Here is a 13,042-nt window from a genome sequence, read left to right on the forward strand (position 1 = left end):
GACAAGCGCTTGATTTGCGTCAAAAATATTTACCCAAAAGGGGCTATTTTCTCACTCCTTATGTTTGTCATGGCCTGGAATGGAGACGGAGAATGAAAGTTTGTGGCGCTCGCCGTGTTCGGGTATACTACTTTCCCGTCCTGGTTATTCCATCGTTTCACCCTAACTTCTCAGGTTCAGCATGACAACGAACTATATTTTTGTGACCGGCGGGGTCGTATCCTCTCTGGGTAAAGGCATTGCCGCAGCCTCCCTCGCAGCCATTCTTGAAGCCCGTGGCCTCAATGTGACCATGATGAAACTGGATCCGTACATCAACGTCGATCCGGGCACCATGAGCCCAATCCAACACGGGGAAGTGTTCGTTACTGAAGACGGCGCTGAAACCGATCTGGATCTTGGCCACTACGAGCGTTTCATCCGCACCAAAATGACCCGTCGTAACAACTTCACGACTGGCCGCATCTACTCCGACGTTCTGCGTAAAGAGCGCCGTGGTGACTACCTGGGTGCAACCGTTCAGGTTATCCCGCACATCACTAACGCAATCAAAGAACGCATTGTTGCGGGTGGCGAAGGCCACGACGTGGTGCTGGTTGAAATCGGCGGTACCGTGGGTGATATCGAATCCCTGCCATTCCTGGAAGCGATTCGTCAGCTGGCGGTAGATATCGGCCGTGAGCACGCGCTGTTCATGCACCTGACTCTGGTGCCGTACATGGCCGCCGCAGGTGAAGTGAAAACCAAGCCGACTCAGCACTCTGTGAAAGAGCTGCTCTCTATTGGTATTCAGCCAGATATCCTGGTTTGCCGCTCCGATCGCGCGGTTCCGGCGAACGAACGTGCGAAAATTGCATTGTTCTGTAACGTGCCTGAAAAAGCCGTTATTTCAATGAAAGATGTCGATTCCATTTATAAAATCCCGGGCCTGTTGAAATCTCAGGGCCTGGACGATTATATTTGTAAACGATTCAGCTTGAACTGTCCGGAAGCGAACCTGTCTGAATGGGAACAGGTTATTTATGAAGAAGCCAACCCGGCAGGCGAAGTGACTATCGGTATGGTCGGTAAGTACATTGAACTGCCGGATGCCTATAAGTCAGTGATCGAAGCGCTGAAACACGGTGGTCTGAAGAACCGTGTTTCCGTGAACATCAAGCTGATTGATTCGCAGGATGTTGAAACGCGTGGCGTTGAAATCCTGAAAGATCTGGATGCTATCCTTATCCCTGGCGGCTTCGGCTACCGTGGTGTTGAAGGCAAGATCGCCACCGCGCGCTATGCGCGTGAAAACAATATTCCATACCTCGGCATCTGTCTGGGTATGCAGGTTGCGCTGATCGAATTTGCGCGCAACGTAGCGGGAATGGAAAACGCGAACTCTACGGAATTTGTGCCAGACTGTAAGTACCCTGTTGTGGCGCTTATCACTGAATGGCGTGACGAAGAAGGTAACGTCGAAGTCCGTACCGAGAAGAGCGATCTGGGTGGCACCATGCGTCTTGGCGCACAGGCCTGCCAGCTGTCTGACGATAGCGTGGTTCGCAAGCTGTACGGCGAGCCGGTCATCACCGAGCGCCATCGTCACCGCTATGAAGTCAACAACATGTTGTTGAAACCTATTGAAGCCGCGGGCCTGCGTGTTGCGGGCCGCTCCGGGGATGATCAGTTAGTCGAGATCATTGAAGTGCCAAACCATCCGTGGTTTGTCGCCTGCCAGTTCCACCCGGAATTTACTTCAACGCCACGTGACGGGCATCCGCTGTTTGCAGGCTTCGTGAAGGCCGCCAGCGACTACCAGAAGCGTCAGGCGAAGTAAAAAAAGTTAGAACGGCAACGCGTACCTTTGGTACGCGTTGTTTGTCTGGAGTTTTAGTTTAACTTGTACTGAGGAAAATCTAATGTCCAAAATCGTTAAAGTCATCGGTCGTGAAATCATCGACTCCCGTGGTAACCCGACCGTTGAAGCCGAAGTTCACCTGGAAGGTGGTTTCGTTGGTATGGCTGCTGCTCCATCAGGTGCTTCTACTGGTTCTCGCGAAGCGCTGGAACTGCGCGATGGCGACAAATCCCGCTTCCTGGGCAAAGGCGTACTGAAAGCGGTTGGCGCTGTAAACGGTCCTATTGCTCAGGCAATCCTTGGCAAAGACGCCAAAGACCAGGCTGGCATCGACAAGATCATGATCGATCTGGACGGTACTGAAAACAAATCTAACTTCGGTGCGAACGCAATCCTGGCAGTTTCTCTGGCAAACGCCAAAGCGGCTGCTGCTGCGAAAGGTATGCCACTGTTCGAGCACATCGCTGAACTGAACGGCACCCCAGGCAAATACTCCATGCCTGTACCAATGATGAACATCATCAACGGTGGTGAGCACGCAGACAACAACGTTGATATTCAGGAATTCATGATTCAGCCAGTTGGCGCGAAATCCCTGAAAGAAGCGGTACGTATGGGTTCTGAAGTGTTCCACAACCTGGCTAAAGTTCTGAAAGCTAAAGGTATGAACACTGCTGTTGGTGACGAAGGTGGCTATGCGCCAAACCTGGGTTCTAACGCAGAAGCGCTGGCTGTTATCGCAGAAGCAGTAAAAGCTGCTGGCTACGAGCTGGGCAAAGACATCACCCTGGCGATGGACTGTGCAGCATCTGAATTCTACAAAGACGGTAAATACGTTCTGGCTGGCGAAGGCAATAAAGCGTTCACCTCCGAAGAGTTCACTCACTTCCTGGAAGACCTGACCAAACAGTACCCAATCGTGTCTATCGAAGACGGTCTGGACGAGTCTGACTGGGCTGGCTTCGCATACCAGACTAAAGTACTGGGCGACAAAATCCAGCTGGTTGGTGACGACCTGTTCGTAACCAACACCAAGATCCTGAAAGAAGGCATCGAGAAAGGCATCGTTAACTCCATCCTGATCAAATTCAACCAGATCGGTTCTCTGACCGAAACTCTGGCTGCGATCAAAATGGCGAAAGACGCTGGCTACACCGCGGTTATCTCTCACCGTTCTGGCGAAACTGAAGACGCTACCATTGCCGACCTGGCTGTGGGTACCGCTGCAGGCCAGATCAAAACCGGTTCTATGAGCCGTTCTGACCGTGTTGCTAAATACAACCAGCTGATTCGTATCGAAGAAGCGCTGGGCGAAAAAGCACCATACAACGGTCTGAAAGAGATCAAAGGCCAGGCATAATTGCTTAAGCCTTAAAATGAAAATGCCAGTCGAATGACTGGCATTTTTTTGGGCTATTTAAAATCGACCGCCATTTGCTCCGGAATGGTCAGCCCCTGAGTGGTTTGCACGCAGCGGGCGATGTAATCCGTAAACCGGGGTGGCTTCGGCATCCCCATGCTCAGCAGCTTATCGTTGCTGAAGCGCACGTTAAGCGTGGCAAACGCACCGTATAAACGCATGGCTTTCAGCATCAGACGTTCGTTGCACGGCCCAAAAATATGTTTCAGCTCGCGGCGCATTCTGACCAGCGTTTCGTAGCTGACCTGCGCATATTTATCCCCGACGGGGGCTTTCTCCAGCGCCTGCGCCATTGCCTGATCGATATCCGCAAAGCGAACGCTGTTCTCTTCTCCCGCAGAAATGTGTACCACTTCTCCCGTACGAGCGTTGCTGTTGAGCAGCATTAACATCGCGTCGGCGCAATAATCCACCGGAACAACGTCGATCCTGTCTTCCATTGAGCACATAAACTTCTGCAGCATCAGGCCCATGCTAAAGACCCAGAAAATGCTGCTCGACGGCGTGCAGCCGTGACGGGTATGGCCGACGACGATGGACGGACGGGCGATGAGCAGCGGCAGGTTCGGACACTCCTGGCGCATCAGCTGTTCGATAGTTGACTTCGAAAACGTGTATTCCACCAGGTGTTCAGCATTCTCTCTGAATTCAGCGCTTTCGGCGACCAGTGAATCCTGATCCGGCGTGCATGACATTGCTGTGCCGACGTGGAGGAAACGCTGCAGTCCTGTAACCTGCTCCATACGGCGCGCCAGCGCGAGCGTACCTTCTACGTTTACCTTCCAGATCAGCGGGTTATTACCAAATGAGGCCACGGCCGCACAGTTAACCACGTGCGTGACCCGATCCAGACGGGGATCGTTGAGAAAGGCTTCAGGCTGGCTGAGGTCGCCAATCAGGATATTATCCACCTTCAGGGAGGCCAGTTTGTCCTCGGGAACGTTGAACTTGCGCATGTTCTCCAGCACGCGCTCCAGCCCGCTCTGCGGATCGCTGGCGCGCGCAAGCAAAAGGAGTTTTGCAGGTTGATCGCTGGTCAGGATTTTTTCAAGAACTGCACCGCCCAGAAATCCGGTCACGCCTGTAATCAATAACATCTTCATTAATACCGTCTCATTATGATTGATGAGGCGGATTGTAGGCGTGCAAAAGTAAACGGCATTTAAATAATAAAACGCCGAAATCAATGGCGTCTTAAGCTTATTTTAAGGAAAGGGAATCAGGTGGAGATATTGGACACTATCGCAAGGGTAAAAATTCACTCTATTAAAATTTAAATTTTAAACATCTGAATTTAAATGTTTTTATGAGGTCTGCGCCGAATGGTGAACGTAATTCAAAATGTAATAAATATAATAATTTGTTACACCAAACATTTATCGAATAGATGTTTTAAATGCCACTTAACTCAAATCAGACAACATAAGTCGCAGGCCGATTTATTTAGCCTGCGAATGATTTTCAGAGCAAAAGGGGAAGCGTGGCGCTGGCTGTTTGTTGACTAACGTCGCCGTAATGACCATCCAGCGCAATCATGGACGTGGTCAGCAGCTCGACCAGCAGCATGACTCCAACCTTAGCATTGAGCGCGCCTGCACTTAGAGGGCCTTCTGGTTTGGCGGCCACCAGCTGCATGTCGCTCAGGGACGCCAGCGGGCTGCGGGGCGTATTGCTTAGCGCCAGAACCTTAACGCCGCGCTTGCGGGCAAGCTTCACCACGTGGAGTAAATCCCGCGTTGAACCCGAACTGGAAATGGCCACAACCAGCGTATCTTTCGAAAGCGTTGTCGCATTCATGGCCGCGCGGTGCATATCGCTAAACAGCTGTGCGGGTTTGCCCAGCCGCAGCAGCTTGTAATGCAGATACTCGCCGAGGATCGCGCTGGCCGCGACGCCATAAATCTGCACGGATTGCGCCTGGTGCAGCGCCAGCGCCGCCTTTTCAAGCAGCGTGCGGTCGAGGAGTCTGGCGGTATCCTGCAAGGCCTGCACCGACTCATCCACGACGTTATCAATCTCATCCCCCGCCTGACGCGCGGGCTGGCCCTGCTGAATATCCAGCGCAAGCGCCATTTTAAATTCGTTATAGCCCTTGCAGCCCAGCGTCCGGCAAAGGCGCGTGACGCTTGCCTCGCTGGTGTGGCTCTCGCGCGCCAGCTCGGTGATCGTCAGGTAGAGCACCCGGCCAGGATCGCTGAGGACAAACTCGCCGAGTTTTTGTTGCGTTGGGCTGTACCCGGAAGCCTCCTGGCGGAGCTTCAGCAGCAGATTTTCATGGTCCGACATGCCACGTCCTTAATGTGTTTCGCTGCGACTAGTGTGGCGGAAAGGAGGGGAAAGATGCCAGTCATTTTGAAAAAGTATGATCGGCTTCCTGGTTATTGATGATAATTCTCACTTCTATATATTTATGTGGTAAAAATTTTCATCATTTAGTGGGGAGATGAAAACATGATGCAAATGTTCAGTGGCGCTTCTTCGGGGGGATGGTTTGAAAAAGCGCAGCGCTTTGGTAAATCCTTTATGTTGCCTATCGCCGTGCTGCCCGCGGCGGGCCTGCTGCTGGGAATAGGCGGCGCGCTATCGAATCCCAATACGCTGGCGGCTTATCCGTTTTTAGATGTGAGCTGGCTGCAGGCCATTTTCACCATCATGAGCAGCGCCGGTTCAATCGTGTTTGCGAACCTCTCGGTGCTGTTTGCGGTTGGGGTCGCCGTCGGGCTGGCAAAAAGCGATAAGGGTACGGCTGGGCTGGCGGCGCTGCTCGCGTTTCTGGTGATGAATGCCACCATCAACGCGCTGCTGATCCTCACCGGCAAACTGGCGCATGAGAACCCGGGCGCTGTAGGGCAGGGCATGACGCTGGGGATACAGACGCTCGAAACCGGCGTGTTTGGCGGCGTGGTGATTGGGCTGGTGACCTGCACGCTCCATCATCGGTTTAATAAAATTGCGCTTCCGCAGTTCCTGGGCTTTTTTGGCGGCTCGCGCTTTGTTCCCATCATCAGCTCGCTGGCGGCGATACTCGTCGGCGCGCTCATGACCGTGGTCTGGCCGCATTTCCAGAAACTGATTTTTGGTCTCGGCGGGCTGGTGGATGCCACCGGCTATCTGGGCACCCTGCTGTACGGCTTTATTTTACGCATGCTGGGCCCGTTTGGTTTGCACCACATCTTCTATCTGCCGTTCTGGACTACCGCGCTCGGCGGCAGTGAGATTGTTAACGGTCACCTCGTTGAGGGCACACAGCGGATCTTCTTCGCCCAGCTGGCCGACCCGAACACGCAGCATTTCTATGAGGGCACGTCGCGCTTCATGTCCGGGCGCTTTATTACGATGATGTTTGGCCTGCTCGGCGCGTGTCTGGCGATGTACCACACGGCAAAACCGGAGAACAAAAAGCGCGTTGCCGGGCTGCTGCTCTCTGCGGCGCTAACCTCGTTCCTGACCGGGATTACCGAGCCTATCGAGTTTTCCTTCCTGTTTATTGCGCCGGTGCTTTACGTCATTCATGCGCTGTTTGACGGGCTGGCGTTCATGCTCGCACACATGCTGCATATCACCATCGGGCAAACCTTCTCCGGCGGTTTTATCGACTTCGTGCTGTTCGGCATTTTGCAGGGAGAGGCCAAAACCAACTGGATGTTCGTTCCGCTGGTGGGCGTGCCGTGGTTCTTCCTTTACTACTTCACCTTCCGCTACCTGATTAACCGCTTTGATTTTGCCACGCCGGGTCGGGAAAAGGAGGCGATGGCTGACGAGGTCAGTCTGCCGCAAAACGAACGCGCCGCTGCGGTGATCGCCGGATTAGGCGGAAAAGACAATCTGGAAGAGGTGGACTGCTGCGCCACGCGTCTTCGCGTTACGGTGAAGGACGGTAGCAAAGTGAATGACGCGGCGCTGAAAGCCACCGGCGCGCGCGGCGTTATCGTGCGCGGTAACGGTGTTCAGGTCATTTATGGCCCGCACGTCACGATTATCAAAAACGAAGTGGAAGAGATCTTATCGTAATGAAAACTGTACTGGATAACCTGAAGGGAAAACTGGTCGTCTCCTGTCAGGCGCTGGAAAATGAACCGCTGCATAGCCCGTTTATTATGTCGCGGATGGCGCTGGCGGCGGCGCAGGGCGGAGCCGCCGCCATTCGTGCCAACAGCGTGGTGGATATCGAGGCCATTAAGCAGCAGGTCTCTTTGCCTGTTATCGGCATCATCAAACGGGATTACCCGGAAAGCGAGGTGTTTATCACCGCCACGATGAAAGAGGTGGATGAGCTCATGGCCGCCTCTCCGGAAATCATTGCGCTTGATGCGACGGCGCGTGAGCGTCCCGGTGGAGAATCCCTGGAAACGCTGGTCACGCGCATTCGCTCGCGCTACCCCTCGGTACTGCTGATGGCCGATATTTCCACCGTGGGCGAAGCCGTGACGGCGCAGGCGCTTGGCTTTGACTGCGTCGGCAGCACGCTTTACGGCTATACGGCGGAAACGGCGGGCCATTCGCTTCCGGAAAATGACTGCGCGTTCCTGAAGGCCGTGCTGGCCGCCGTGACGGTTCCCGTGATTGCCGAAGGCAACGTGGATACGCCTGAACGCGCGGCCAGATGCCTGGCGCTGGGCGCGCATACGGTCGTCGTCGGCGGCGCGATCACCCGTCCACAGCAAATTACCGAGCGTTTTATGGCGGCGATTGGCGCGCAAAGCACCGATGGAGCATGACCATCCGGCGGGGATCTGCGATACTTATCGTTTATCCCCTTTACTGAGATGACTATGCAGTACCCGATTAACGAGATGTTCCAGACCCTGCAAGGCGAGGGTTACTTTACCGGCGTTCCCGCTATTTTCATTCGTTTACAGGGATGCCCGGTTGGCTGTGCCTGGTGTGATACCAAACATACGTGGGATAAGCTCGCAGATCGGGAAGTGTCGCTGTTTAGCATTCTGGCGAAAACCAAAGAGAGCGATAAGTGGGGCGCGGGCAGTTCTGAAGATCTGCTGGCCATTATTGGTCGTCAGGGCTGGACGGCGCGCCACGTCGTGATCACCGGCGGTGAACCCTGCATCCACGATCTGACGCCGCTGACCGAGCTGCTCGAAAAGAACGGCTACAGCTGCCAGATTGAGACCAGCGGCACCCATGAAGTGCGCTGTTCACACACGACCTGGGTGACGGTATCGCCAAAAGTGAATATGCGCGGCGGGTATGACGTGCTGTCTCAGGCGCTGGAACGCGCGGATGAGATTAAGCACCCGGTAGGGCGCGTGCGTGATATCGAAGCGCTGGATGAACTGCTGGCCACGCTGACGGATGAAAAGCAGCGGGTGATTGCCCTGCAGCCTATCAGCCAGAAAGAGGATGCAACGCGCCTGTGCATTGAAACCTGTATTGCGCGCAACTGGCGCCTGTCGATGCAGACGCATAAGTACCTGAATATTGCATAAAAAAGCCCGGTGGCGCTAGCGCTTACCGGGCCTACGGTTCGAGGCTCTTGTAGGCCGGGTAAGCGTCAGCGCCACCCGGCAAGCATCACTCCCCGCGATAGATACAGCCAGCGGTGCAGGTCTCTTTGATCATCACTGCGCTCAGCAGCGGCACCAGCGGCTTCATCTGATCCCAAATCCATTTCGCCAGCACTTCGCTGGTCGGGTTTTCAAGGCCCGGGATATCATTCAGGTAGTAATGATCCAGACGATCGTAGGTCGGCTTAAACGCCGCCTTCAGCTCGGCAAAATCCATGATCCAACCGGTATGCGGATCAACTTCACCGGTGATCTCAAGACGCACCATGAACGAATGCCCGTGCAGACGGCCGCATTTATGCCCTTCAGGGACATGCGGAAGGTGGTGGGCGGCTTCGAAGGTGAAATCTTTAAACAGTGTGGTGGACATGATCGCTCTCAGTAATGCGGAAAAAACCGCCGCATAGTACCGGAAAGCACAATTTTTAGCATTAACTAAAACGGCTCTGAAGCCATGCGTCTCGTTAACGGGCTTTTTTTGTGGGTTTTATCGATAATTTTCAGTGGGTTAATTAATCGGTTTTATCGTTAAGTATGACAACTAAAACAGGTTAGTCCATTTGGTTATTTATTATTTCCATCCCTTCTTTAATTGTTATTATCCTCGCCGTTAACCTTATCTTCAGTTTGGATTTATTCGCTTAAAGTCCGCTTGGCTACTGGAACATAACGACGCATGACAACACAGGCCCCACCTTCAAATTTGCTTCCCCTGAACCCGGAGCAACTGGCGCGCCTTCAGGCTGCCACCTCTGATTTTTCTCCCACTCAGCTTGCCTGGGTCTCCGGTTATTTCTGGGGAATGCTCAATCAGCAGCCTGGCGCTGTGGCGGGTGCACCAGTAACGGCCGTTGAAATTCCGGCCATTACGCTGATTTCCGCCTCGCAGACGGGCAATGCGCGCCGCGTGGCCGAAGCGCTGCGTGACGACCTGCTGGCCGCCAAACTGAATGTGAACCTGGTCAACGCCGGGGATTATAAATTTAAGCAAATCGCGTCAGAAAAACTGCTGGTGGTGGTCGCTTCTACGCAGGGTGAAGGTGAACCCGCTGAAGAAGCGGTGGCGCTGCATAAGTTCCTGTTCTCGAAAAAAGCGCCGAAGCTGGATGGCACGGCGTTTGCCGTATTTGGCCTTGGCGATACCTCGTATGAATTCTTCTGCCAGTCCGGTAAAGACTTCGACAGCAGGCTGGCGGAGCTGGGCGCGGAGCGCCTGCTGGACCGCGTTGACGCGGATGTCGAATACCAGACCGCCGCCGCCGAATGGCGTGCCCGCATCGTTGAGGTGCTGAAAGCGCGCGTGCCGAAAGAGACGTCGGCGCAGGCCGCCTTCACCGCGACGGGGGCCGTCAACGACATCCATACCAGCCCGTACACCAAAGAGGCGCCGCTGACGGCGAGCCTGTCGGTGAACCAGAAAATTACCGGCCGCGATTCGGAAAAAGACGTGCGCCATATCGAAATCGATCTCGGCGACTCTGGCCTGCGCTATCAGCCGGGCGACGCGCTGGGTATCTGGTACCAGAACGATCCGGCTCTGGTGAAAGAGCTGGTTGAGCTGCTGTGGCTGAAGGGTGACGAGCCCGTCACCGTTGATGGCAAAACCCAGCCGATTTCAGAGGCGCTGCAGTGGCATTTCGAACTGACGGTGAATACCCCGAATATCGTCGAAAATTATGCCACCTTAACGCGCAGCGAATCCCTGCTGCCGCTGGTGGGCGACAAGGCGAAGCTGCAGCATTACGCCGCGACGACGCCAATTGTCGATATGGTCCGTTTCTCTCCGGCTCAGCTGGATGCCGATGCGCTAATCGGCCTGCTGCGACCGCTGACACCGCGCCTGTACTCCATCGCCTCTTCGCAGGCCGAAGTGGAGAGTGAAGTGCATGTTACCGTCGGCGTGGTGCGCTACGACATCGAAGGCCGCGCTCGCGCGGGTGGGGCATCTAGCTTCCTGGCGGATCGCGTGGAAGAAGAGGGCGAAGTGCGCGTTTTTATCGAGCACAACGACAACTTCCGCCTCCCGGCGAACCCGGAAACGCCGGTCATCATGATTGGCCCGGGCACCGGCATTGCGCCGTTCCGCGCCTTCATGCAGCAGCGCGCGGCAGATGAAGCGCCGGGTAAAAACTGGCTGTTCTTCGGCAACCCGCACTTTACCGAAGATTTCCTCTACCAGGTTGAGTGGCAGCGCTATGTGAAAGAAGGCGTACTGACCCGCATCGATCTGGCCTGGTCCCGCGACCAGAAAGAAAAAGTATACGTACAAGACAAACTGCGTGAACAGGGCGCAGAGCTGTGGCGCTGGATCAATGACGGCGCCCACATTTATGTCTGCGGCGACGCCAATCGCATGGCGAAAGACGTTGAGCAGGCACTGCTGGAAGTGATTGCCGAATTCGGCGGTATGGATGCCGAAACGGCGGATGAATTTTTAAGTGAGCTGCGCGTTGAGCGCCGTTATCAGCGAGATGTCTACTAATGAGCGAAAAACATCCAGGGCCACTGGTGGTCGAAGGTAAACTGACAGACGCCGAGCGCATGAAGCTGGAAAGCAACTATCTGCGCGGCACCATTGCTGAAGATCTGAATGACGGTCTCACCGGCGGCTTCAAAGGCGACAACTTCCTGCTGATCCGCTTCCACGGTATGTACCAGCAGGACGATCGCGACATCCGCGCCGAGCGTGCCGAACAGAAGCTGGAGCCGCGTCATGCGATGCTGCTGCGCTGCCGTCTGCCGGGCGGGGTGATCACCACCAAGCAGTGGCAGGCCATCGACAAGTTTGCCGGTGAAAACACGATTTATGGCAGCATCCGCCTGACCAACCGTCAGACCTTCCAGTTCCACGGCATTCTGAAGAAGAACGTGAAGCCGGTGCATCAGATGCTGCACTCGGTCGGGCTGGACGCGCTGGCGACCGCCAACGACATGAACCGTAACGTGCTTTGCACCTCGAACCCGTATGAGTCCGAGCTGCATGCCGAAGCCTATGAGTGGGCGAAGAAGATCTCTGAGCATCTGCTGCCGCGCACCCGCGCCTATGCGGAGATTTGGCTCGATCAGGAAAAAGTCGCCACCACGGACGAAGAACCGATTCTCGGCCAGACCTATCTGCCGCGTAAGTTCAAAACTACGGTCGTGATCCCACCGCAGAACGATATCGATCTGCACGCCAACGACATGAACTTCGTAGCGATTGCCGAAAACGGCAAGCTGATTGGCTTTAACCTGCTGGTGGGCGGCGGCCTGTCCATTGAGCACGGCAATAAGAAAACCTACGCCCGTACCGCGAGCGAGTTCGGCTTCCTGCCGCTGGAGCACACGCTGGCCGTGGCGGAAGCGGTAGTAACCACCCAACGCGACTGGGGCAACCGTACCGACCGTAAAAACGCGAAAACCAAATACACCCTGGAGCGCGTGGGCGTTGAGACGTTCAAAGAGGAAGTGGAGCGTCGCGCAGGCATCAAGTTTGAGCCGATCCGCCCTTACGAATTCACCGGTCGCGGCGATCGCATTGGCTGGGTGAAGGGTATCGATAATAAATGGCACCTGACGCTGTTTATTGAAAACGGCCGTATTCTGGATTATCCGGGCCGTCCGCTCAAAACCGGTCTGCTGGAAATTGCTAAGATCCATAAAGGCGAATTCCGCATTACCGCTAACCAGAATCTCATTATTGCCGGCGTGCCGGAGAGCCAGAAGGCGAAGATCGAGAAGCTGGCGCGCGACCACGGGTTAATGGATGCGGTTAAGCCGCAGCGTGAAAACTCGATGGCCTGCGTGTCGTTCCCGACCTGCCCGCTGGCGATGGCCGAAGCGGAACGTTTCCTGCCGTCATTCACTGACAAGGTAGAAGCGATTCTGGAAAAACACGGTATTCCGGACGAGCATATTGTTATGCGCGTCACCGGCTGCCCGAACGGCTGCGGTCGCGCGATGCTGGCCGAGCTGGGTCTGGTGGGGAAAGCGCCGGGGCGCTATAACCTGCACCTGGGCGGTAACCGTATCGGCACTCGCATTCCGCGTATGTTCCGCGAGAACATTACCGAGCCGGAAATCCTTGATTCCATCGACGAGCTTGTCGGGCGCTGGGCGAAAGAGCGCGAAGCGGGTGAAGGCTTCGGCGACTTTACGGTGCGTGCGGGCATCATTCGCCCGGTGCTCGATCCCGCAAGGGATTTCTGGGAGTAACATCCCGATGGTTTTACAGGTGTTGTAGGCCGGGCAAACGCAGTGCCGCCCGGCAAAACAGGCAAA

Annotated in this window: 10 protein-coding genes; 7 read left to right on the plus strand and 3 right to left on the minus strand. The window is 55.1% G+C overall.

What is annotated here, in order from left to right:
- Nucleotides 1-181 precede the first annotated feature (181 nt).
- Nucleotides 182-1,819 carry a glutamine hydrolyzing CTP synthase gene (pyrG, locus tag ACMWLG_RS14415; RefSeq protein WP_023309013.1) on the plus strand — a complete coding sequence of 546 codons (1,638 nt, stop codon included), beginning with the start codon at nt 182-184 and terminating at the stop codon, nt 1,817-1,819.
- Nucleotides 1,820-1,901: 82 nt separating this feature from the next.
- Nucleotides 1,902-3,200: a phosphopyruvate hydratase gene (eno, locus tag ACMWLG_RS14420; protein ID WP_023309012.1), complete on the plus strand. Its 1,299-nt coding sequence runs from the start codon at nt 1,902-1,904 to the stop codon at nt 3,198-3,200.
- 53 nt (nt 3,201-3,253) lie between these two features.
- Here eno and ACMWLG_RS14425 read toward each other — a convergent pair whose 3' ends face one another.
- Together ACMWLG_RS14425 and ACMWLG_RS14430 are read right to left on the minus strand one after the other, a co-directional pair.
- On the minus strand, nt 3,254-4,363 hold the full coding sequence (locus ACMWLG_RS14425; protein ID WP_045404170.1) for an SDR family oxidoreductase: 1,110 nt from the start codon (nt 4,361-4,363) through the stop codon (nt 3,254-3,256).
- Nucleotides 4,364-4,721: 358 nt separating this feature from the next.
- Nucleotides 4,722-5,546, minus strand: coding sequence for a MurR/RpiR family transcriptional regulator (locus tag ACMWLG_RS14430; RefSeq protein WP_045404171.1), 825 nt, complete (start codon nt 5,544-5,546; stop codon nt 4,722-4,724).
- Between the two features lie 165 nt (nt 5,547-5,711).
- Here ACMWLG_RS14430 and ACMWLG_RS14435 point away from each other — a divergent pair, with 165 nt between their 5' ends.
- From ACMWLG_RS14435 to queE, 3 genes are read left to right on the plus strand one after another with little or no spacing between them, the layout of a single operon-like run.
- Nucleotides 5,712-7,271 carry a PTS transporter subunit EIIC gene (locus tag ACMWLG_RS14435; RefSeq protein WP_045404172.1) on the plus strand — a complete coding sequence of 520 codons (1,560 nt, stop codon included), beginning with the start codon at nt 5,712-5,714 and terminating at the stop codon, nt 7,269-7,271.
- Nucleotides 7,271-7,978, plus strand: coding sequence for an N-acetylmannosamine-6-phosphate 2-epimerase (locus ACMWLG_RS14440; RefSeq protein ID WP_045404173.1), 708 nt, complete (start codon nt 7,271-7,273; stop codon nt 7,976-7,978). The genes ACMWLG_RS14435 and ACMWLG_RS14440 overlap by 1 nt, the downstream gene beginning before the upstream one ends.
- 54 nt (nt 7,979-8,032) lie before the next feature.
- Complete coding sequence (queE, locus tag ACMWLG_RS14445; protein WP_023309006.1) at nt 8,033-8,704, plus strand: 7-carboxy-7-deazaguanine synthase QueE; 672 nt, start codon at nt 8,033-8,035, stop codon at nt 8,702-8,704.
- An 85-nt stretch (nt 8,705-8,789) separates the two neighbouring features.
- On the opposite strand, the gene queD is transcribed toward queE, so the two are convergent.
- Entirely contained in the window at nt 8,790-9,152 is a 363-nt protein-coding gene (gene queD / locus ACMWLG_RS14450; RefSeq protein ID WP_023309002.1) for a 6-carboxytetrahydropterin synthase QueD, read from the minus strand.
- Nucleotides 9,153-9,458: 306 nt separating this feature from the next.
- Between queD and cysJ the strand changes: the two genes are divergently transcribed.
- Both cysJ and cysI read left to right on the plus strand, forming a co-directional pair.
- Nucleotides 9,459-11,264: an NADPH-dependent assimilatory sulfite reductase flavoprotein subunit gene (gene cysJ / locus ACMWLG_RS14455; protein ID WP_045404174.1), complete on the plus strand. Its 1,806-nt coding sequence runs from the start codon at nt 9,459-9,461 to the stop codon at nt 11,262-11,264.
- Nucleotides 11,264-12,976, plus strand: a complete 1,713-nt coding sequence (gene cysI, locus ACMWLG_RS14460; RefSeq protein WP_023309000.1) for an assimilatory sulfite reductase (NADPH) hemoprotein subunit — start codon at nt 11,264-11,266, stop codon at nt 12,974-12,976. The genes cysJ and cysI overlap by 1 nt, the downstream gene beginning before the upstream one ends.
- The last annotated feature ends 66 nt before the right edge of the window (nt 12,977-13,042 follow it).

It is taken from the genome of Enterobacter sp. 01-M-02-SI-ECC (genome assembly GCF_047530595.1).
Lineage (GTDB): Bacteria > Pseudomonadota > Gammaproteobacteria > Enterobacterales > Enterobacteriaceae > Enterobacter > Enterobacter cloacae_M.